Genomic DNA, 21,043 nt, shown 5'->3' with positions numbered 1-21,043 from the left:
TCGAAAGACGCGATGCCTAATCCTCGACATCGCAATGCCCGATATGACGGGGCCCGAACTGAGAACCGAGCTCAGGCGTCACTGCCACGACATTTCGGTGGTGTTCATTACGGCACATCGCGACGAGTCGATCCGCCCGTTAGGGTGGTCGGGACGCGGTTGCATGTCTATTCAAGCCGATTAGCGAAGCCGCTCTCGGTAGAGGCGCTCGATAGAGTAAAGCTAATTTAGAAGACGCCGTGTCTCGCCGGAGGTGGAGCGGAAAGGATCGCAAAACTCTGAGTTTCGCTCGGGATGCCATGAATGTGTGAAACCGGAATTTCGCAGTAGATATGGCATCACCGAAGCATGGCTTGCTTATGCGCGGCTGTCCGGTTGCGCCTGACGGCTCCGAGGCTGAGCAATCGCTTGGCCAGAATGAGAAACGGCGCCACGACCGCGAACAGCAGGACGAAAGCAAAGAAAGCTTCATCGAAAGAGATAACGGCGGCCTGCTTGTCGAGCGCGTGCTGCAACAATAAGACCGCGGCCTTTGTCGCTGCAGTGCTGTCGATACCGTTTGACGCCAAAGCGCTCGCAGCAGCCCTCAAGCGCTGGTCAGCCGCGGGATCGCCACTGACAACGTGGGCAGCCAGTATCGTTCGGTTATAGGCATTCTGGTGATCAATATATGTTTGCAGAAGGGCCGTGCCGGCCAAACCACCAACCTGCTTGCCAAAATTGAACAGGCCAATGCCGAACGGAAGCGCGCCGGCCGCAAGCCCCTGGAGGGTGATCAGCGTCAACGCCATGAACAGAAGACCAAGACCGAATCCGCGCAGGAGCAACGGAACGGCCAGGTCCGCCGAACCGCTGCCGCTCGTCGAACCAGACAGCAGCCACATGGCTCCGGCGAAGAGCAAAATTCCGAATGGAGCAAGCATGATCGCACGTATCCCCGCCTTTTCGATGAGAAGGCCCGACAGCAGAAGTGCCAGCGCAAGCGCGGCTCCGCTAGGCAGGAGAAGCACTCCCGCGCCCGTGGCGGTGAAATCGAGGACGGTCAGGGCAAAAGTGGGAATGAGATAGGCGCTGCCAGAAAGGGCAAAGCCAGCAAGCAGGCTGGCGAGAAGTCCGAAGCGGAAGTCCGGATCGCCAAGTGGCGAGATCGGCAACAAAGAGCCTCGTGGACGGAACCCGATTTCGCAGATAGCCAGAAGGCCGACAGACATGACACCGAGCGCGGCAAGGACAGCAATGTCGGTGTCATCGAACCAATTGAACCTGCTGCCCTGCAGCAGGACGTAGGTCAAAAGCGTGGTACCGATACCAAGTAAAATTACCCTGCGGATAGGAAGCTTGGCATCTCGCCAAAATGTCGCGTCACCCTCCGCTGCCAGCAGGATAAGGGAGGCGAGGCCCAGCGGAATGTTGGCAAGAAATATCCAGTCCCAGGTGAGATGGTCGACGAGCCAACCCTGGAGAGCAGGCGTGACTGTCGTCGGAGCCATCACGGCACCTGTAGCAAAAACAGCCTGAACGACCGGCTGGTGTCGATGCGGAAACCGGAAAAACAATAAGGTCTGGCCGGCGACCAGGATTGTGCCACCGGCCAGCCCCTGGGCAACGCGGCAGACGCAAATCCAGACGAGATCGGCCGACAATGTCATTGCAGCCGAGGCCAGAAGAAGGATGACAGCCCCCGCGCGCAAGCAGGCAGTAGGCCTGACCGCTCTGACAAGGAGTGGAGCGACAAGGAAGGAAGTCAGCTTAGCGGCGATGAAAACAATATCGATCATCGCCAGTCCGTCCGGCGTTGCGTGGATGTCGCCAAGCAGGCCGATCCGACCGATGGACAGAGCAGTGGATGCGACCGCATCCATGAGCGCGGCCAGTACAACAGCGCCTGTTACGAATAAAGCGCGCAGCCGCGCGTCGAAAAGGTGCTGCGCCGACCGCTTTTCGACAGGGTGGGTCACTGTATTGGTTGTCCGTTCGCGATTCCGCCGGTCTGTGGTTTCAGCGCCGCCGCCCAAGCGTCTCCGGCGCTGACGGCGATAGCAACACGAGCCGAAAGGCCAGGAACCAGGCGGCCGGGCAAGGGGTTGCGCATTATCCTGATCTTGACCGGCACGCGCTGAACGACGCGGATAAAATTTCCCGTGGCGTTGTCTGGCGGGAGCAGGCTAAATGCCGCACCACTGCCGGGAGAGAAGCTGTCGACGACGCCGTCAATTTCGAGGTCTGGATACTCGTCGACAGTCACACGTACCCGCTGCCCTATGTTTACCTGCTCTAGCTGCGTTTCCTTGAAATTCGCGACAATCCAAACGTCTTTTACAGGAACAATATCCAACGCCGCAGTACCCGCAGTGACATACCGCCCGACACGTATCTGACGATTGCCAACAATTCCGTCGATCGGGGCCTTCACCACCGTGTTGGACAGGTCGAGCATAGCTAGGTCGAGCGCAGCCTGCGCCTGTGATTGGGCTGCTTCCGCGCTGGCCAACTGTGCACCCAGTACGTCTAACTTCAGCCTTTGAGCCAAAACATTGGCGTCTGCGCCATCCACCGATGCTTTTGCTTTGTCATAAGCGGCATGCGCATCTTCCAGTTTCTGATCGCTCGCGGTCCCGTTCCTCTGCAGGGTGACGTAGCGGTCAAGGTTGGAGCGCGCAAACTGCAGATCGGCTGCAGCTGATTGCCTCTGCGCGTCGGCCTGCACGATCAAGGCCTTCTGCAATGCAGAGGTCGCCACGATGTTGTCAACTTCCGCCTTCCTGGCGGCGGCGTTGGCCTTCGCCTGCTCCACCTTGGCCCTATAATCATTGTCGTCGACTCGAAACAGGACAGCGCCCTTCAAAACACTCGCGTTGTCGTCTACGTCGACCTCCACCACATAGCCGGCGAGCTTCGGAGCGATACTGGTGATGTCTCCACGCAGATATGCGTTGTCAGTCGTTTCCTCGAAGCGGCCTATTGTGAACCACTGCCAGCCCCACGAAGCCGCCAGCGATGTCACGAAAAGGACAACGATGACGATTGCGATCCTGCGAACTCGGCTCATGGCTGCCTCGGCCTCAAATCGACGCACTCGCCGTCGATGGAGATGTTCGCGCCCCTGACTGCAAGATGATCGGTGATGTTGCAGATCGTGGGCGGCCAGTGGAGTTTCACGAAACCTGTCTCCATCAAAATCCAGACGTGCAGGGCGTAGAACAGCGAATGATTATGAACTTCACGGCCTAGCCGCCAAAAAGCCACACAGGGTCGCGTCTGCCCGCCGGGCGGCCGGCGAGCAAGACTCATCCTTCTTCGATCAAGCAGCCACCTGGGCGCGCTCCTGCAGAGCAGCTTCAACGATAGCTACGTCTTCCTCGGCCGTTCCGCCGCTGACGCCGATACCAGCGTACACCTCGCCCTTCTCGGTCAACGGGACGCCGCCACCCATGGGGCAGAAGCGGCCGCCACCAACCGAAGGGAGCACGTAGAGCGATTGACCAGGCTGCACCAATGTCAGCAGATCAATGGTGCGCATCCGCACCAAGGCCGAGGTGTAGGCCTTCCGCTCCGATATCTCGAGTGAGAACAGCGGGGCGCCGTTCATGCGATGCTGGAGCACGAGATTGCCATGGACGTCGACAATGCAGACGGCTACCGGAATCTTGGCTTTGATTGCTTCAGCCTCTACGCGCTCGGCCAGCTTCTTGGCTGTCATGAGCAAATCCATGAGAGTCATCCTTTCTGAACGTTTGGTGATTGCCTAGCGAGCCAGTTCGCCGAGGTAGAACCCCAGCCGATTTTCAACATCGCCGGGCGTTTGGAAGCCTTTGGCAGTCAGGGCTTTGATGCCATTCTGCGCGGCGGACCGCCCGAGCGAGGCGATACAGGCCTCCCATCCGGCGCCGAGTTCGACATCCGGCGGCAAGCTGGTATTCACCAGCCGCTTGGTCTGGCCGATGGCCCACTTGTCGAAGCCGGAGATGCGGGTGGCGAGCGCTTCAATGTAGGCGTCGAGTTCAGCGTCGGGAAGCGCCCGGTTGATGTAGCCGTAGGCTTCCGCCTTGTCGGCGGAAATGTCCTCCGAGCTCAGCAGCACCTCCATGGCGCGATTTCGCCCGATAAGGTTAGGCAGCCGAGCCATCGGCCCGCCGCCGGCCACCATGCCCACGCCGACTTCCCACTGCGAGATGATCGTCTTCTCCTTGCTGGCGAAGCTCATGTCGCAGGAAAGCAGCAGCTCGCTGCCGTTGCCAGTCGCGCGCCCACGGATCAGCGCGATCGAAACCACAGGGGCACGCGTAAGGCGCACGAGGAAATCCGGCCACGGCGGCAGGCCCGTCGGTCCGGGTGGCATCGACGTCATCTCTTCAAGAGGGGCCATGAAGTCTGAATGGTTCAGGAAAAAGTCTTCCACCGCGCTGTCGAAGACCACGACCCTAACGCTCTCATCGGCCTCGATGGCGCCGATCGTCGCCTGGAATTGCCGTACCATCTCCGGTCCCATGACGTTGAGCGGAGCGTTGTTGAAGGTGACGCGCCAATAGGCGGAACTTTTTCGTACCAATTGGATCTGTGATGCGACTGTCTTGGCGTCCATTGAGGCCTCCTTTGGAACACAAACTGGGGACGTCAGTCAGTTACCGTTCAAGTTCATGAACTTCGATTGGACCTAAGTATCGTCGATACTTTCGTGTCGGCGATGTAGTACCTGGGAAATTATCTCGCCAAACCCGCCGTGAAGATGCCCGAGATGTTCCGGCCAAAGCGTATTCGCCTTAGGTATCGGCGACACCTTGGAGCAATAGATCAGCAGGACAACTTCTGTTCTGACTTTGCGTTGCGTCGCGCGGCATTTCGTGGTGGCGCAGATCTCGCGGAGGATCAAGTCATGCCTTTTGTCATGACCAGTACGCGCACCACACATCGTCAGTTGCGAGCGACGGCGTTGCGCGGGCACGCGTTTGCCGCCCTTGCGCTGACAGTGGCGGGGGATCGGATACGCGCGAAAGCTGCGGCCAGCCGAGACCCAATGGTCCCGGCTAGCGACGAAAGCATGGACCTTGGTATTCACGTCGGAAGTATATGTGCTGCGCTGGCGGAGGACCTGGGGGTTCGGCCCAGCGTCAAGACGGACGAGATACGGCTGCACGCTGCCTGTTGCCGGCAGGTAGGACTGATCGTATCTGAGCTGGTACGCAGCGCAGCGCGACACAATCTAAAGGGCCGGCGAGGAGCTATCGCGGTTACTTTGAGTGGATGGGGCGGCAGTGTGCGGTGCCTGGTAAGAGACAGCCGCTCGACGGCGTCGCACTCCCAGGAGCGTCCTGAGCGGTGGCGGGTCCGAACCCTGGCAGCGGAACTCGGCGGATCGGTGGAATGGTGGTTCACTGAGTCCGGATCGTTCGCCGGCCTGCATTTCTCGATCGAGCGATCCAAGGATTTGCCGTCGCAGCTGAACGCAGACTTCACCTGATGCATAGGTCAGAAATGCTTGGCGCGCGTCGGGACACAGAGCTCCGACCAGAAGAGCGAGGATTGCCATTTCCACGATGCCTGGGTGAGCCGTTGTTCATATCACCCTGGCGAGGAGCTGCTCTTAGCCATCCGACCGCAAGACATCGCGTGGAATCGGTTCGCTGCTTGCCTGGCAGCCGCGCCGGTTTAGCGGCCTGGTAGGGACGCAACCCCGACCCGGGTCATACGCGGCACGGATCAGTTGGCCAGCGAACTCGCATCCTGGCCTCGCTGCTGGTGTTGTCCTTACGAAGGACAGCAGACGCCCCGCAGTCCAGCAGTACAAAAGTATCGCCGATACCATCGTGTGATGGATTCGCCTTAACCGACAGTTGATCTCTTAGGAGCATTCGAAAAAACCAATTTGGACAGGAGGACCTTATGACACGACGCGAACTACTTGCCGCCGCAGCCGCCGCCGGGGCTGCCAACATGCTTCCCGGAATATCCCAAGCGGCGGAAAGGTTGATCCGTCCCTTCACTGTCAACTTCCGAGACAGCGAGCTCGACGATCTGCGCCGGCGGGTGACGGCGACCCGCTGGCCGGACAAGGAGACCGTTACGGACGATACGCAGGGCGTGCAACTGGCGACGATTCAGAAACTCGCGCAGCACTGGGCGAAGGACTACGACTGGCGCAAGGTGGAAGCCCGGCTCAACGCGCTTCCGCAGTTCATCACGGACATCGACGGGCTGGACATCCACTTCATTCACGTGCGTTCCAGGCACGAGAACGCGCTGCCGATTGTCGTGACGCATGGCTGGCCTGGCTCGGTCATAGAACAGCTGAAGATCATCGAGCCGCTTACCAATCCGACCGCGCATGGCGGAACCGAAGGCGATGCGTTTCACGTCGTGATCCCCTCGCTTCCAGGTTACGGCTTTTCGGGCAAGCCGATCGCGCCGGGATGGACCCCAGTCCGCATCGCCAAGGCATGGGCAACGCTGATGCAGCGCCTCGGTTACATGAAATACGTGGCGCAGGGCGGCGATTGGGGGAACGCCGTCTCTGAGGAGATGGCTCTGCAGGAGCCACCGGGATTGCTGGGCATCCACACCAACATGGCCGCAACGGTGCCCGCCGATATCTCCAAGGCACTGGCGGCAGGGGCTGCTGCGCCCTCCGACCTTTCGCCGGACGAGAAGCGCGCTTACGGCCAGCTCGACGACTTCAACAAAAACGGGCTGGGATATGCGATCGAGATGAACAACCGTCCGCAGACGCTGTACGGCATCGTGGATTCGCCTGTCGGGCTGGCCGCCTGGATGCTTGACCACGACATTCGCAGTTACAGGCTCATCACGCGCGTCTTTGATGGGAGCGCCGAAGGGCTGACGAAGGATGACATCGTCGACAACGTCACTCTGTACTGGTTGACCAATACGGCGATCTCGTCGGGCCGCCTCTATTGGGACAATGCACATTTCCCGACGGGGGGTTTCTTCGATCCGCGCGGCATCAAGATCCCAGTTGCCGTGAGCGCCTTCCCGGACGAGATCTATCAGGCGCCGCAAAGCTGGGCTGAAAAAGCCTATCCGAAGCTGATCCACTACAACCGGCTCGCCAAGGGCGGGCACTTCGCGGCCTGGGAACAGCCGACGGTGTTTAGCGCAGAGCTCAGAGACGCCTTCCGCCCGCTGCGCCAGTCCATCTGAAGCCGAAGGGCAGCCATCAGGTCGTCCACATTTCAAAACGGCGGGCCGGACCGCAGGTCGGTCCGCCGAGGCGGCGTAGGGCGGCAACATACTCCTTGCGACAAAACCAAGAGAAGGAGAACGACGATGTCATCCACGGTTGAAGCGCGGCAGGTCGAGACAATGCTGGAAACAGCAGACCGCACAGCGAGCGCGCGATCCCTCGATATGAAGCTCGAAGTGATCGCTGTCCCTGTCTCCGATGTCGATCGTGCCAAGAACTTCTACGGCGGCTTAGGCTGGAGGCTTGATGCCGACTTCGTGGTCGGCGACGTGTTCCGGGTCGTTCAGTTCACTCCGCCCGGCTCAACAGGCTCGATCCACTTCGGCAAGGGCATCACCTCGGCCGCTCCGGGCTCGGCGCAGGGCCTCTTTCTCGTCGTCTCTGGCATCGAGGCGGCGCGTGCCGACCTCATTGCTCACGGCGCCGAGGTCAGCGAGGTGTTCCATCGCGCCGGACCAGGCCAGCCCGCGATCAGCGGTCGCGATCCTGAAGGGCGCAGCTACGTCTCGTATGCTACATTCAGCGATCCTGACGGCAACGGCTGGGTGCTGCAGGAAATCATTGCCCGGCTTCCTGGCCGGATCGACGGCAATTCGACAAGCTTCGCCTCTGAAGCGGATCTGGCTGCCGCGATGCGGCGCGCGTCGGTCGCCCACGGCGAGCACGAGCAGCGGAGCGGCGGCCAGCGTGATGAGAATTGGCCGGACTGGTACGCCGCCTACATGGCGGCGGAGCAGACCGGGAAGCCCTTGCCGCAATAGGCCAAGCCCTGGGGCCATGGGTTGGACACCAGGGCTTGTCCACACCGAGGAGGCACGGCTACGTCTCCGCGCGGTTCGCGCGATACCTCAAGCATGAAGGGACATTCAGATGAAAACACTGCTCGCAGCCTTGGCGATCGGCAGCGCCTCGTTCGGCAATGCATATGCGCAGGCCGACAAACCCACCATCGTTCTGGTTCACGGTGCGTTCGCGGATTCGTCGAGTTGGAACGGCGTCGTCAAAATCCTCGAGAAGGATGGCTATCGCGTCGTAGCTGTCGCCAATCCGCTACGTGGGGTCAAAAACGACGCCGGCTACGTCGCCGACATCCTTGGCTCCATCAAATCGCCTGTCGTTCTCGTTGGGCATTCGTACGGCGGCTCGGTCATCAGCGAGGCGGCCGAAGGCCACGCCAACGTCAAGGCGCTGGTCTATGTCGCCGCCTTCGCGCCGGATGCAGGCGAGACAGCCGCGCAACTCGCCGCCCAATATCCCGGCAGCACGCTCGGTCCGGCCCTCTCGCCACCAGTCAGCCTGTCCAGCGGAGGCAAGGATCTCTACATCCGGCAGGACAGGTTCCACGAGCAGTTCGCCGCCGACGTCCCCGAGGCCGAAGCCAAGTTGATGGCCGCGGCGCAGAGGCCCATTGAAGAAGCGGCGCTGAACGAAATCCAAACTGAAGCGGCGTGGAAAGAGTTTCCAACCTGGTTCATCTACGGGGCCGGCGACAAGAACATACCGGCGGAAGCCTCCGCATTCATGGCTGCTCGGGCCCACTCACGGGATACCGTGGTCATCAAGGGCGCCTCGCATTTGGTGATGGTGTCGCACCCTGAAGCCGTGGCGCGGCTGATCGAGAAGGCCGCTAAGGAGACATCACGATGAAAGCCGTCGTGATGGGGCGCCCCGGCGCGACATGCGACATTGATGGCGACCAGCGGCTCGCATCTTGATCACGCATGCCAAGAAAATCGAGATTAGTCCTGCCACAGGAGAGGCATCACCATGAACAGTGTTTCCGACAGGATCGATGAGCGCCGTCGCCACATAATCGGCGCGGCGGCAATGACCCTCGCGATCGCCGAACTCGGTGTGACCACGGCCGCGAAGGCCGCACCCGGCGGAGCCGACAAGACGACCGCGTCAGCGATGCAGACAACACCCAACTTGGTTGGCGCACCGAAGCAGATCGACGCCGGCGTCCTGAATGTCGGCTATGTCGAACTGGGACCAGCCGACGGCGCGCCTGTCATCCTGCTGCACGGCTGGCCCTACGATATCCATACTTACGTCGACGTCGCTCCATTGCTGGCGTCCAAGGAATATCGCGTGATCGTACCTCACCTGCGTGGCTATGGCACGACGCGGTTCCAGTCAGGCGAAACGCCGCGCAATGGCCAGCAGGCGGCAATCGCATCCGACGTCATCGCCCTGATGGATGCGCTTGGCATCGGGAAGGCCACGATAGGCGGCTGCGACTGGGGTGCCCGCACGGCAAACATCATTGCCGCGCTGTGGCCGGAGCGCTGCAAGTCGATGGTCTCGGTCAGCGGCTACCTGATCGGCAACCAGCAGGCCGGCAAGTCGCCGCTGCCGCCCAAGGCTGAGCTTCAATGGTGGTACCAGTACTACTTCGCCACCGACCGTGGCCGGGCGGGCTACGAGAAATACACGCGTGATTTCGCAAGGCTGATCTGGCAGCTTGCCTCGCCGCAATGGAACTTTGACGACGCCACCTTCGAGCGCAGTGCCGCGTCCTTCGACAATCCGGATCATGTCGATATCGTGATGCACAATTACCGCTGGCGGCTCGAGCTGGCGGAAGGCGAGGCGCGATACGACGCGCTGGAACAGCGGCTCGCTGAGGCGCCCGTTATCTCCGTACCGACAATCACGCTCGAAGGCGACGCCAATGGTGCGCCGCATCCGGAAGCCAGCGCTTATGCGAAGATGTTCTCCGGCAAGTACGAGCATCGGTTGATCGCGGGCGGCATCGGCCACAACCTTCCCCAGGAAGCGCCGCAAGCCTTCACACAGGCCATCATCGACGTAAGCGGGATGTGATCCGATGGCGCATCCGATCATTTACCGCACGATTTTCGGTCGATGGTCTTCCGATCTTCCACTGCGAAGCAGGAGACCGCGATGCGCCGGTGATCCTGCTCCTCCACGGATTGCCGTCGTCGCCGCGCATGTATCAGCCGCTGCTTGCGCGACTCTCGGACCGTTATCATTTGGTCGAGCCGGACTATCCCGGGTTCGGCCATAGCGCTGCGCCTGCCCCGAACGCGTTTGGCTACACTTTCGACCACCTAGCTGAGGTCATTACCCGCTTCACCGAGGTTCTGGGACTCTCCCGTTACAGCCTGTTCATGCAGGATTACGGCGGTCCGGTGGCTTCCGCATGGCGACGGCTCATCCCGACCGCCTGCAATCGCGGATCGTGCAGCATGCCCAGGACACGGGCCTCGGCGCTGCCTGAGCTCCCCGCCTCGCTTTCTGGGCAGACCGCGCAACTCATGAAGAGACGCTGCGCAAGAAGCTCCTGTCGTTGGGGGCGACGCGCCGCCGCCACCTCGGCAGCGATCCGGACGTCGAGCGCTATGACCCTAATCTGTGGACCGATGAATTCGCGATTCTCAGCCGACCCGGCCAGGCAGATGTTCAGACGGGCCCGATAACCTAAAAAATTATCAGCCAAGCGGTGAGAACCGCCGACATGAGGGTTGAAGGCGGTCGGCCGCCAACCCGCTTAGCTCCTCCAGTGCCTCGCGGACGGAGATGTCATCATCCACCATATAGACTGTCGGAGTAGCATCCGGCATGGCCGTCCACCGCCGTTGCACCCGGCACGTTGATCTCCACGCGCCCATGCATTTTAAGCCTCCCTTTCCTTGCAGACACAAGACAGGCGAATCACTTCGATCGAAGCACGCCCTGCAGCGCCTCCATCAGGGCGGTATCGCTGAACGGTTTCAGCAGACAATCGACAGCGCCGCGCTCATGAAGTCGGAGCCGTACCGACCCATCGCCATGCGCTGTGATGAAAACGATCGGAATCTGCAGCTGCCGCCGGCTCAGTTCGCGCTGGAGATCAAGCCCGGACATTCCCGGCATCGCGATATCGAGCACCAGACACTCAGCCTGCCTGAGCTTATCGGATGCTAGAAACTCTTCAGCCGACGAAAATCCGCCCGCCTCGTAGCCGAACTCGCGCAGCAGGTCCGGAACCGACTCGCGTACCGACTCGTCGTCATCGATCACTGCGATGAACCTCCGGCGTTGCGTCATGCGTTCACCTCCGGACCGTCGCCAGCGTCCCCGGACGGGATTGAGACAATAAACGTAGCGCCAGGACCGTCATTCCGCTCGGCCCAGAGCCGGCCCTGGTGGTTCTCGACAATCGATCGGCTGACTGAGAGACCGATTCCCATGCCGTGCCTCTTGGTCGTATAGAACGGATGGAAGAGCTTCTCGGCGATTGCGGCCTCGAAACCCACGCCTGCATCCTGGACGACGACGCGCACGGCGTCGCAACCGTCGCGCTCCGTCGCCACGACCAGCTCCTTGGACCGGTCGGCGATACCGTCCATGGCCTGCATGGCATTCAAGATCAGGTTCATGATCACCTGCTGAAGCTGGACACGGTCTCCCTCCACAGATGGGAGCGCCTCGGCCAGTTGCACGCGCAAGCTCACGTTGGCCTTCTTCAACTCAGTCAACGTCAGCGCTATAACCTCTTGCGTGGCCGTGTTCACATCCACTGCTTCGATGACCGGGTCCTTCTTGCTGAAGAGCGACCGCAGCCTGGCGATCACATCCGCAGCCCGGTTGCCGTCTCGTATGGTTCGTCGTGCGGTCTCTCGCGCACCTGTCACGTTGGGTGGATCGGCTGCCAGCATGCGCAAGCACGTGCTGGCATTGGTGATGATGCCGGCCAACGGCTGATTGAGTTCATGGGCGATCGAAGCGGTGAGATGGCCCATGGTCATTACCCGCGTCATATGCGCGAGCTCGGCCTGGGCATCACGAAGCTCGTCTTGGGCCTGTTTCCAGTCGTGCATGTCCGCGCAGGCACCATGCCATTTGAGGACGCGGCCGTCTGCGTCGCGCAGCGGCAGCGCACTGGTCAACAGCCATCGATAGGTCTGATCCGACGCCCGCAGCGTCCGCACCTCGACCCGATAGGGATCACCGGTTGCGATGCAGTGCAGCCAAGCCCTCACCGTTGGCTCGACGTCGTCCGGGTGCAGCATCTTCGCCCAGCCGGTACCCATCGCTTCTTCGGGGGTGAAGCCGGTGAACTCCAGCAGCCGCTTGTTGCAGTAGTCTATCGAGCCATCCGCCGTAGCACTCCAGAGCATCTGGGGAATGGTTTCTGTCAATTGTCGCAGATTGAGCTCGCTCGCCCGCATGGCCGCTTCGGCGCGCTTCAGGTCTTCGATGTCTGTATTAACACCGAACCAGCGTACGACGTTGCCTGCATCATCCAGCACCGGGCTGGCGCGAAACAGGAAGCACCGATATTCCCCATCATATCGGCGGATTCGCGCCTCGGACTCTCCGCCACGACGCTCCGACATCATGGCGCGCCAATCGGCGATCAAATGCTCCAGATCGTCCGGGTGAAGGGCCAGCATCCAGCCGACGCCCCGCGCCTGTTCAAGTGAAAGTCCGACATAGTCGAGATAATGCTGATTCAAGAAGTCTGCATGGCCATCGGGAAGAGCGGTCCATGCCAAACCGGGAATCCCGCTGATGATCTGATCGAGATTCCGTTCGCTTGCGGCCAGACGGGCCTCGGCCTGCTTCCGGTCGTGAATGTCGATCTGCAGTACGCACCAGCGCACGATGCGGCCTTCGGCGTCCCGCATCGGATAGCCGCGATGGTCATTCCAACGATACTCGCCGTCCGCGCGGCGGATGCGGGCCTCGTGCTCATAGGCCGCGCCGGTCTCAATCGCCCGCTGCCAGGCGGCCTGCGAGGCGACCAGATCATCCGGATGCACGATGTTCTCCCACTGGGAGACCTCCTCGAAGCTCTTGCCGAAATAATCGCCGACCAGATGATTGACCGCCTCCAGTTCGCCGTCGGAATTGAAGAAGCCGATCGGCGCAGCGATGCTGTCCAGCATCGATCGCAGCATCAATTCGCTGGCGCGCAGCGAATCCTCCGCCTGCTGCCGCTGCCGTTCGGTCTGCCGCCAAGCATCGACGTCGGTGTTGATGCCGTACCACCGCACGACCTTTCCGGATTCATCGCGCAGGGGGCTGACCCGCATCAGGAACCAGCGATAGGTGCCGTCGAAGCGCCGCAGTCGCGCCTCGGTCTCGCCGGTCCGGCCGGCGGCCATGACGACTTTCCAAGTCTCAAGCAGATCATCGACATCGTCGGGGTGTACGGCCTGCTTCCAGCTGTCGTCGAGCATGCGGTCGAGCGGCAGGCCGACATAATCCAGGAAATTGTCGTTGAAGAACTCGACATTCCCGCTCGTATCGGCGGTCCAGGCCATCGCCGGCATCGTGTTGATGGTCAGTTTGAGATTGCGCTCGCTGGCCGCGAGAGCTTCTTCGGCCGACTTGCTGTCATGAATATCCAGATGCAGCACGCACCACCGCAGGATGCTGCCATCGGAATCGCGAACCGGAAATCCATGGAGACGCATCCAGCGATAGGGTTCGTGGGCCCGGCGGGCACGGACCTCGACATCATAGGGCTCGCCGCTCTCGATCGATCGCTGCCATGCCGCTTTCACGCGCGGCAAATCAGCGGCGAATATCATTTCGCCCGAGGTCCAGTCCATGATCTCTTCGACGGATTTGCGGTGGTATTCCTGGCCGAACCGGTTGACCGCCACCATTTCGCCGGTTGGCGCGCATAGCGTGACCGGTGCCCCAATGCCGTCGATGAAGGATTTCAGCAAGATTTCCCGGAGGTGCGGATTTTCGTTGTCACGGTGCCGCACGGAAAGCTGGCGCCGCAAATCCTCACTGATGGCGGAGAGCTCGGCCGTCCGCTCTGCGACGCGTCGTTCGATCTCCTCGGCAATGCGCGGGTCGGTCGGCGCAAACGGCCCGTCTGCTGTCAGCATCGAAAATCTCCTCGATCCCAGAATGCGCCACTCGATCTTTCGCGCGCATTATACCTTGGTATCGGTTTGCCGAAGTTTCCGGGATTTCAACACGCTACGGCCATTCCCTTGGGCCGTCCAGTGAGACTGAATGGTTGATGTGCTACGGGTGTTCGATCCCGAGGAACAGGCTGAAATCGTCAGAGCGCTTGACCAGCTCCGTAAAGCGACTATTCGCCGACGTGCGAGAGAGACCGGACGGCGACCATCACTGTAACGCTGCCGGCAAACCGCGGAAGGGTCATTCTGTTCCATGTCTACCCGCCTGAACTGGCCTCGCCGTGGCGAGCGCACAGCTCTGTGTAATGGCACTCGAAACCAGCGCGCGCGTGACCGTTGCCTGCTAATTGGACGCGACACTTCGCGCTGGAATGGGCCGTATGCCTATATCGGCTTTGCCAAAAATGACGTTGGAAATTAAGACATGCGTTTATGGCGAGCCCTCTGCGGCCAGCGGCCACAATATTCTGGACGTAATCGTCCACCGACACAGCTAAACGGCCGCTTTCCCGAATGTGAGCCAAGATTGGCGACTGGAGAGCGGCGCAAAAGTCGCTGCTCTGGTCCAGGCGAAAGTCAGCTATGGGTCAGACCTTCGCATTCGGCAAATGCCGACCCCGACGCAGCCCTGAGATCGCAGAAGAGCGACAATCGGGCCTGCACCCAATTGGCAACAGGTCATTTCGAACGGCGAAACGCGATGCGACGCGCTGGAGCAGCGGCTCGCGCAGGCGCCTGTGATCGCCGCGTCGACAATCACGCTCGAAGACTACGCCAACGGTGCGCTGCATCCGGAAGCCAGCGCCTACGCGCGGATGTTCTCGGGGCAAATATGAGCACCGGCTGATCAGTGGCGGCATCGGTCACAACCTGCCTCAGGAAGCGCGGGAGGCCTTTGCTCGGGGCCATCACCGACGTGAGCGCAACGTGACCCGGGCCCGCCAATCAGCCACCGCATCATAGCGGTAGTTGGATTTCCGATCTCCTACCGCGAGGCGGGTGGCCGCGACCTCCATAGGGTGGCGGCTTCGTCCCGCATGTACCAGCCGCTGCCCGGCGAAGGCCGGAGGACCGTCGGCCGACCGAGCCCATGCCAAAGCGCGCTGCCTCGCCTTCAACGCAATTCAATGCTCTGCCGCAATCTTCGAACTTGGCTTCTGGTAGGGATAGAAAAGCTCCCTTTTGCCCATTTGCCACGCCGACCTGAGTTCGGGTTTCGAAATATCCCAATCCATCCGAGATTTCATAGTCACCGCGCGCATGTCCTGGCGGAGCTCTTCCAATGTGGGTCGACCGAAGAACCAGTAGCCATTGTAGATCTTGTAGACGACCAGGCCAGGCTCCAAGACGACCACGTGAGGAATCATAGGATTGTGCAGGGGGTCCGTGTACTCCGCGATATCAAGGTCCTTTTGGATGATGCGCCGCGGGTCGGAAAGAAAAGGCCAATGGGCGCCAGCCCCCAATCGATACTCGTTCGTTTCCAGAAGATTGTCCGTCGTGATGGTCACGAGCCTGCAATATCCGACTTCCATTTCACCATAGAGCCGTACGAGCCCTTCGGTCTGCCGACGGTCCCGAGGACAAAACCCGCCTCTGCCGAGAACCACCACCATTGGGTCTTCTCCCTGCAGATCGGAAAGCTTTCGCCGTACGGCCGTGTGATCCGGCAACTCGTAATCCGGGAAATTGGACCCTGGAACAATGTCTGAGCGCATTTCGAAAACCTTCACTAACGTGAGACCCAGGGCCAACAAGAGCGGAAGAACAATCAAAATCCATTATTCCAAGGTATCGGCGACACCATGGAACAATGAGTACCCCGGTGCGGGTTCCGACCGCTACGGCTGGAGACACCGTCGCAACCCGATGTCCCTCATCAAACCGACACCAACGCATAATGGACCTTGGTATTGGCCGCGTGCATGGTGGGACGGGGCGGAGCTGCGTCCCGTGAGGCAAACATGCATAAGAAGACGCCAGCCATTCCCTTCGCGGGATCCGAACTTGGCGAAATGCGGCACGCCTGCGCATTCTTTAACGGCGACGACGAGGCGTCTCGGCTGTTGCTTCCCTTCATGAAGGATGGCTTCGAGCGCGGTGACAAAGTCATCCACGTCGTCAATCCGGGCGAGCGCTGCAAGCATTTGCATCGCCTGGCAGCGGCGGGCGTTGATACAACGGCGGCGGAACAAAGCGGCCAGCTTGAATTTCGCACCAATACCGAAGCCTACCTTCGGGACGGTCGTTTCGATCAGGATCGAATGTTGGAGATCTTCGAACAGCTGGCGAGCGGCAACGTCAGAGGCGATTTTCCACTTAGTCGCATTGTCTGCCATATGGACTGGGCTTGTGAGGTCAGATCGCACATTGACGATCTGGTAGAGTTCGAAGTGCGGGTGAACGAGGTATGGTCGCGTCACGAGGACGCGGTCATCTGTGTGTACGATCTTGCGAAGTTCGGCGGCGACGCGGTCGTCGATATCATGCGGACGCATCCCATGATCGTCATAGGCGGCATACTGCAGCACAATCCATTCTTTGTACCGCCGGAAAATTTCCTTCAGGAACTCAGCCAACGCAGAGCCGGACAGCTGCTTCAGCCAGAAATGGACCTTTAGCATGGAGCCGCCGGTGGAGACCTCCTGGGAGGAAAATCAACGGCTCAAGCGCTCGATGAACGACTTGGTAAGCCTGCTAGCTCTCCCAGCGATCTGCGTAGGCGAGGATCCTGTTCACATCGCAAGCACATTGCTTGACGTGCTAAGCGCCATGTTGCCCGTTGATTTCGTTTATGCACGGCTGTTCGACACAGATGGCGCATGCCCGAATGAAATCGTTCGGGTCGGCCAGGCCTGTGCATTGGGGATGAGCGAGATAGGCAAAGCCCTCGATCATCTGCTTGGAGAGACGGAATCGAATTGGCCGTCCAGCGCCAGAATGGATGTCGGAGTGGGTGGTGTTTTTCTGGCGGTGGCGCGACTGGGGCTTGAGGGGGAAGCTGGAGTCCTGGTTGTGGGTTCAGCCAAGGCCGATTTTCCCAGCCAGTCCGATCAACTGCTTTTGAGTGTTGCTGCCAACCAGGCGAGCATTGCGCTCCAGGGGGCACGGCAGGCAAGAGATCAGAACCGCCTCGCCAAAGAGCTCGACCAGCGGGTTACAGAGCGAACGAGCGAACTCGTCGCCGCGAATAGAACTCTGATGCTGGAAATTGAAGAACGCCGGCGGACAGAAGAAGCCCTGCGAGAAAGCAAGGAAGCTCTTGCGACGAGCCGGCACGATCTGCAGCTGATTGTCGACACCATTCCGGCCTTCGCTTGGTTGACCCGCCCCGATGGCTATGTCGAGTTTTTCAGCCAGCATTACCTTGACTACGCCGGTCTGTCTGCCGAGCAGTCACAGGGCTGGGGATGGACCGCCATAATGCATCCCGATGACCTGGATGAACTGACCGCCAAATGGCAGGCGTTGATGATCGCGGGTGTACCAGGCGAAGCCGAAGCACGAGTGCGTCGATCTGACGGAACCTATCGCTGGTTTCTGATCCGCGCCAACCCGTCGAGAGACGAATACGGCAAGATTATCAAGTGGTACGGTGCCGATACCGACATCGACGAACGCAAGCGCGCCGAGGAGAAGGTCATCGATGCTGAGCGCGAGCTTCAAAGGATGATCGACGGTATCCCGGCGCTGGTTGGAGCTTTCCGCGCCGATGGCTCACAAATTTCCAGCAACAAGCGAGGACGCGTTTTCACCGGGCTTTCTTCCGAAGACATCGCAAATGGTGGTTGGAGAAATAGAATCCATCCAGAGGACGTCGAAGCTGAAGAGAACAAATGGCTCGAATGTATCGCGACCGGAGAACCGTTCGAGCTAGAGTACCGAGTGCAGGCGGCCGACGGTACGTATCGCTGGCACATGGCGCGTCGCATACCGATCCGGGACGACGCCGGCAAAGTGATGCGCTGGTATGGTGTGAGCCACGATATTGATGGTCGCAAACAGGCAGAAGCCTTTCTGGCGGGTGAAAAGCGACTGCTCGAGATGATCGCGTCGGGCAGTTCACTGCGTGATGTTCTAAGCGCCTTGTGCACATTCGTCGAAGAGGCTGCCCCTGACTGCTTCTGTGATGTTCACATGTTCGATCAGGATAGCCTGACAATTGCCTACGCCGTGGCTCCTTCCCTGCCTTCAGCCTACAGCGATCCGATCGCGGGTACGCCTCTGAGCGGTGATTTGCTGCCATGCGGCATAGCGGCCGTTGAGAAAGTACAGGTCGTCACCGAGGACATTGAGCGGGATCCTCGCTGGTATAACTCGCCAGTTAGGTCCCATGTGCTGCGACACGGATATAGGTCGGTCTGGAGCACCCCGGTTTGTTCCAAGGAAGGGCGAGTGCTGGCCACCTTCTGCATCATTCAGCGAAAGCCCTCGTCGCCATCACCACACCAGCAAGATCTTATTGCGCATGCCACGCAGATAGCCAGCATCGCCATCGAGCGCTCGCTGACCGAGGCCGCACTCAGGCGGACCGAGACATTGCTTTCCGAAGCTCAGCGTCTGAGTTCGACCGGAGCGTTTTCATGGCGTGTGGATACGGATGAAATCGCGTTTTCCGAGGAGCTCTATCGCATTTTCGAGTTTGACCCTGCGCATCCAGTGACGATGAACCAAATTCTCGACCGAATCCATCCGGACGACATTCCATCCCTATCAACGCACATGGCACGGGTTCGCGCCGGTGAGGGTAATCTGGGCTATGAGATCCGAATACGAATGCCGGACCATAGTGTTAAATTCCTGCGCACCTTCGGCCGCGTCGTGCGTCGCCAAGACGATCGGCTGGAGTGCCTCGCCGCGGTTCAAGACGTGACAGAGTACAGACGCGCAGAGGAGGCGCTTGGGAAGGCCCGGACTGAACTTGCACACGTATCGAAGGTTTCAAGCCTTGGAACCTTGACGGCGTCAATCGCGCACGAAGTCAATCAGCCGCTATCCGGCATTGTCACCAACGCTAGCACGTGCCTGCGCATGCTGGCCGCCAATCCGCCGAATATCGACGGCGCGCTCGAGACGGCGCGTCGTACGATACGCGACGGCAACCTGGCGGCGGATGTAATCGCTCGGCTGCGCGCGCTTTTTAGCAAGAGGGCTCCGATAATAGAGGCTGTGGATCTGAATGAGGCCGTGCGCGAGGTGCTGGCACTGTCGTCAGGAGACATTCGTGACAGTCGCGTGGTTCTGCAATCCCAACTGGCCGAAGGGCTACCGCATGTCGCGGGGGATCGAGTCCAACTCCAGCAGGTGATCATGAACTTGTTGCGCAACGCGGCCGACGCCATGAGCGAGATCGAAGATCGTCCCAGGCAGGTCATGATCAGGACCGAGCCGGAGGCGAACGGTCATGTGCGGCTGTCGGTACAGGACACGGGCACTGGATTCGGTCCAGACGGCTCCCACCGTCTCTTCGAAGCTTTCTACACCACCAAGAGTGACGGCATGGGAATAGGATTGTCCATCAGTCGATCCATTATCGACAGTCACTGTGGGCGCCTGTGGGCAGCCGCAAATGATGGGCCAGGGGTTACGTTTTCTTTTTCCGTGCCCGAGTTTTCCGCGGCCCTGCTGATGCAAGATATGGATGTGGCCCATAATGATAAAAAATCAGTGGGGGTTAGATGAAGACTGCGCATGTACTAATTTCTGTGGTCGACGATGACCGGTCCGTGCGCGAATCTTTGCCAGATTTGCTCAAGGAATTCGGTTTCAGCGTGAAGACGTTCTCTTCAGCAAATGAGTTTCTCATATCGGATAGCGTTGATGAGACCAGGTGCCTGATTCTTGACGTAGCGATGCCCGAAATGACGGGGCCTGAACTGCAACTTGAGCTGGCGCGTCGCGGACAGCTAATTCCGATTGTGTACATAACAGCGTGGAAGGATAGCACGGTCCGGCCGCGTCTGATGGAGCAGGGTGCGGTTGAGTGTCTGTTCAAGCCTTTCAGCGACCGAGCCCTTCAGGCGGCGCTTAGCTCGGCACTACGTGCACCTTGAACGCGGTGGTTGTTAACGATGTGCGAGAAGGATACTCTGCGATGCATCCGAATTTGGCGACTGAACTGGGCGTTGGGGCAAAGTCGGCATCCATGTCACAAGGAACGCCTGTCGTGTTCGTCGTTGACGACGACATCTCGGTACGTGAATCTCTTGAGTCGCTGATCGGCTCCGCAGGCTGGCGGCCGGAGACGTTCGCCTCGGCGGAGCAATTTCTCAACTGCCCCCCGGCGCTGGTTCCAAACTGTTTGATTCTTGACATCAATCTCCCCAATCTCAGCGGGCTTGACCTGCAAAAGCTTTTGTCTGTCGGTCGCACCGACATGCCGATCATCTTTGTCACAGGCTATGCCGACGTGCCAATGAGCGTTAAGGCAATGAAGGCCGGTGCGGTGGAATTTCTAACAAAACCATTTAGTGACGAAGAGCTCCTGGCGGCGGTTGAGTCAGCGCTGGAATGGAGCAAGACCTCACTCGCTCTTGGTTCGGAATTGCACGAGCTCAGGGATCGGCACGCGTCGCTCAGCCGTCGCGAACAGGAGGTCATGGCACTGGTCGTCTCCGGTCTGTTGAACAAGCAGGTCGGGTTTGAGTTGGGCATCAGCGAAATAACCGTGAAAGCACACCGCGGTCAGGCCATGCGTAAGATGAGAGCTCGCTCGCTCGCGGACCTGGTGAACATGGCTGCGCGGCTCAGCGGTGCTCAATAGCCAAACTGTCTGCGCCAGATCACGCTTCACATGGGACGATTACCGCATGGGGAAGTGTTCAAACGCCACGTGGATCAGTTGCCCCCGTTTACCCAGCTGACGCAGAGGTAAACAGTCCCATCCCTAATGTCACTGGATGGAACTCTCCACGCAAACAAATGGCGGGCACTCGGCCCGCCATCGTTCGGC

At 60.0% G+C, this 21,043-nt stretch carries 17 protein-coding genes and 2 pseudogenes; 11 read left to right on the top strand and 8 right to left on the bottom strand.

From position 1 onward, the window contains the following. Positions 1–34: 34 nt before the first annotated feature. Complete coding sequence (locus tag LB535_RS22425) at positions 35–184, top strand: hypothetical protein (RefSeq protein WP_318012332.1); 150 nt, start codon at positions 35–37, stop codon at positions 182–184. A gap of 154 nt (positions 185–338) precedes the next feature. Here LB535_RS22425 and LB535_RS22420 read toward each other — a convergent pair whose 3' ends face one another. The 4 genes from LB535_RS22420 to LB535_RS22405 form a co-directional block, all read right to left on the bottom strand. Beyond that, positions 339–1,958 carry an MFS transporter gene (locus LB535_RS22420; protein ID WP_224611188.1) on the bottom strand — a complete coding sequence of 540 codons (1,620 nt, stop codon included), beginning with the start codon at positions 1,956–1,958 and terminating at the stop codon, positions 339–341. After that, positions 1,955–3,049: an HlyD family secretion protein gene (locus LB535_RS22415; protein WP_224530461.1), complete on the bottom strand. Its 1,095-nt coding sequence runs from the start codon at positions 3,047–3,049 to the stop codon at positions 1,955–1,957. Before LB535_RS22415 ends, LB535_RS22420 begins: the two co-directional genes overlap by 4 nt. Before the next feature lie 252 nt (positions 3,050–3,301). Further along, the gene (locus LB535_RS22410) at positions 3,302–3,712 is read right to left on the bottom strand and encodes a GlcG/HbpS family heme-binding protein (protein WP_140502839.1); all 411 of its coding nucleotides are present in this window, start codon (positions 3,710–3,712) and stop codon (positions 3,302–3,304) included. A 33-nt stretch (positions 3,713–3,745) separates the two neighbouring features. Beyond that, positions 3,746–4,582, bottom strand: a complete 837-nt coding sequence (locus LB535_RS22405; protein ID WP_224611190.1) for an enoyl-CoA hydratase/isomerase family protein — start codon at positions 4,580–4,582, stop codon at positions 3,746–3,748. A gap of 1,298 nt (positions 4,583–5,880) precedes the next feature. On the opposite strand from LB535_RS22405, the gene LB535_RS22400 reads away from it, so the two are divergent. From LB535_RS22400 to LB535_RS29105, 5 genes and pseudogenes are all read left to right on the top strand, one after another. After that, complete coding sequence (locus LB535_RS22400; RefSeq protein ID WP_224611192.1) at positions 5,881–7,155, top strand: epoxide hydrolase family protein; 1,275 nt, start codon at positions 5,881–5,883, stop codon at positions 7,153–7,155. A 162-nt stretch (positions 7,156–7,317) separates the two neighbouring features. Next, positions 7,318–7,959, top strand: coding sequence for a VOC family protein (locus LB535_RS22395; RefSeq protein WP_224633772.1), 642 nt, complete (start codon positions 7,318–7,320; stop codon positions 7,957–7,959). Positions 7,960–8,068: 109 nt separating this feature from the next. Then, positions 8,069–8,845, top strand: a complete 777-nt coding sequence (locus LB535_RS22390; RefSeq protein WP_224530469.1) for an alpha/beta fold hydrolase — start codon at positions 8,069–8,071, stop codon at positions 8,843–8,845. A 180-nt stretch (positions 8,846–9,025) separates the two neighbouring features. Next, positions 9,026–10,024, top strand: a complete 999-nt coding sequence (locus LB535_RS22385) for an alpha/beta fold hydrolase (RefSeq protein WP_411909056.1) — start codon at positions 9,026–9,028, stop codon at positions 10,022–10,024. Between the two features lie 128 nt (positions 10,025–10,152). Next, a pseudogene (locus tag LB535_RS29105) lies at positions 10,153–10,338 on the top strand (alpha/beta fold hydrolase); the annotation flags it as partial. 2 nt (positions 10,339–10,340) lie between these two features. Here LB535_RS29105 and LB535_RS22375 read toward each other — a convergent pair. The 3 genes from LB535_RS22375 to LB535_RS22365 all read right to left on the bottom strand — a co-directional run bounded on the left by LB535_RS22375 (position 10,341) and on the right by LB535_RS22365 (position 14,052). Further along, positions 10,341–10,661 carry a hypothetical protein gene (locus LB535_RS22375; RefSeq protein ID WP_224611230.1) on the bottom strand — a complete coding sequence of 107 codons (321 nt, stop codon included), beginning with the start codon at positions 10,659–10,661 and terminating at the stop codon, positions 10,341–10,343. A gap of 215 nt (positions 10,662–10,876) precedes the next feature. Further along, positions 10,877–11,251: a response regulator gene (locus LB535_RS22370; RefSeq protein WP_224530479.1), complete on the bottom strand. Its 375-nt coding sequence runs from the start codon at positions 11,249–11,251 to the stop codon at positions 10,877–10,879. Then, complete coding sequence (locus tag LB535_RS22365) at positions 11,248–14,052, bottom strand: PAS domain-containing protein (protein ID WP_224611194.1); 2,805 nt, start codon at positions 14,050–14,052, stop codon at positions 11,248–11,250. Before LB535_RS22365 ends, LB535_RS22370 begins: the two co-directional genes overlap by 4 nt. Before the next feature lie 728 nt (positions 14,053–14,780). Between LB535_RS22365 and LB535_RS22360 the strand changes: the two are divergent. Next, positions 14,781–15,054: pseudogene (locus tag LB535_RS22360) on the top strand (hypothetical protein); the annotation flags it as partial. Between the two features lie 161 nt (positions 15,055–15,215). Here the strand turns inward: LB535_RS22360 and LB535_RS22355 are convergent. Then, positions 15,216–15,809, bottom strand: coding sequence for a redoxin domain-containing protein (locus LB535_RS22355; RefSeq protein ID WP_224530539.1), 594 nt, complete (start codon positions 15,807–15,809; stop codon positions 15,216–15,218). Between the two features lie 246 nt (positions 15,810–16,055). On the opposite strand from LB535_RS22355, the gene LB535_RS22350 reads away from it, so the two are divergent. From LB535_RS22350 to LB535_RS22335, 4 genes are all read left to right on the top strand, one after another. Beyond that, the gene (locus LB535_RS22350) at positions 16,056–16,712 is read left to right on the top strand and encodes an MEDS domain-containing protein (RefSeq protein WP_224633711.1); all 657 of its coding nucleotides are present in this window, start codon (positions 16,056–16,058) and stop codon (positions 16,710–16,712) included. 1 nt (position 16,713) lies between these two features. After that, complete coding sequence (locus LB535_RS22345) at positions 16,714–19,773, top strand: PAS domain-containing protein (protein ID WP_224633709.1); 3,060 nt, start codon at positions 16,714–16,716, stop codon at positions 19,771–19,773. Next, positions 19,770–20,144, top strand: a complete 375-nt coding sequence (locus tag LB535_RS22340) for a response regulator (protein ID WP_224530503.1) — start codon at positions 19,770–19,772, stop codon at positions 20,142–20,144. Before LB535_RS22345 ends, LB535_RS22340 begins: the two co-directional genes overlap by 4 nt. Positions 20,145–20,236: 92 nt before the next feature. Beyond that, complete coding sequence (locus LB535_RS22335) at positions 20,237–20,854, top strand: response regulator transcription factor (protein WP_140503445.1); 618 nt, start codon at positions 20,237–20,239, stop codon at positions 20,852–20,854. Positions 20,855–21,043 lie beyond the last annotated feature (189 nt).

It is taken from the genome of Mesorhizobium sp. CA10 (assembly GCF_020165285.1).
Taxonomy (GTDB): Bacteria; Pseudomonadota; Alphaproteobacteria; order Rhizobiales; family Rhizobiaceae; genus Mesorhizobium.
This window is presented reverse-complemented; position numbering and strand designations above follow the sequence as displayed.

Bases quoted from the DNA above. Each gene is read 5' to 3' on its own strand.
- LB535_RS22425 (WP_318012332.1), top strand. From the start codon at position 35: ATGCCCGATATGACGGGGCCCGAACTGAGAACCGAGCTCAGGCGTCAC.
- LB535_RS22415 (WP_224530461.1), bottom strand. From the start codon at position 3,049: ATGAGCCGAGTTCGCAGGATCGCAATCGTCATCGTTGTCCTTTTCGTG.
- LB535_RS22410 (WP_140502839.1), bottom strand. From the start codon at position 3,712: ATGGATTTGCTCATGACAGCCAAGAAGCTGGCCGAGCGCGTAGAGGCT.
- LB535_RS22405 (WP_224611190.1), bottom strand. From the start codon at position 4,582: ATGGACGCCAAGACAGTCGCATCACAGATCCAATTGGTACGAAAAAGT.
- LB535_RS22400 (WP_224611192.1), top strand. From the start codon at position 5,881: ATGACACGACGCGAACTACTTGCCGCCGCAGCCGCCGCCGGGGCTGCC.
- LB535_RS22395 (WP_224633772.1), top strand. From the start codon at position 7,318: ATGCTGGAAACAGCAGACCGCACAGCGAGCGCGCGATCCCTCGATATG.
- LB535_RS22390 (WP_224530469.1), top strand. From the start codon at position 8,069: ATGAAAACACTGCTCGCAGCCTTGGCGATCGGCAGCGCCTCGTTCGGC.
- LB535_RS22385 (WP_411909056.1), top strand. From the start codon at position 9,026: ATGACCCTCGCGATCGCCGAACTCGGTGTGACCACGGCCGCGAAGGCC.
- LB535_RS22370 (WP_224530479.1), bottom strand. From the start codon at position 11,251: ATGACGCAACGCCGGAGGTTCATCGCAGTGATCGATGACGACGAGTCG.
- LB535_RS22365 (WP_224611194.1), bottom strand. From the start codon at position 14,052: ATGCTGACAGCAGACGGGCCGTTTGCGCCGACCGACCCGCGCATTGCC.
- LB535_RS22355 (WP_224530539.1), bottom strand. From the start codon at position 15,809: ATGCGCTCAGACATTGTTCCAGGGTCCAATTTCCCGGATTACGAGTTG.
- LB535_RS22350 (WP_224633711.1), top strand. From the start codon at position 16,056: ATGCATAAGAAGACGCCAGCCATTCCCTTCGCGGGATCCGAACTTGGC.
- LB535_RS22345 (WP_224633709.1), top strand. From the start codon at position 16,714: ATGGAGCCGCCGGTGGAGACCTCCTGGGAGGAAAATCAACGGCTCAAG.
- LB535_RS22340 (WP_224530503.1), top strand. From the start codon at position 19,770: ATGAAGACTGCGCATGTACTAATTTCTGTGGTCGACGATGACCGGTCC.
- LB535_RS22335 (WP_140503445.1), top strand. From the start codon at position 20,237: ATGTCACAAGGAACGCCTGTCGTGTTCGTCGTTGACGACGACATCTCG.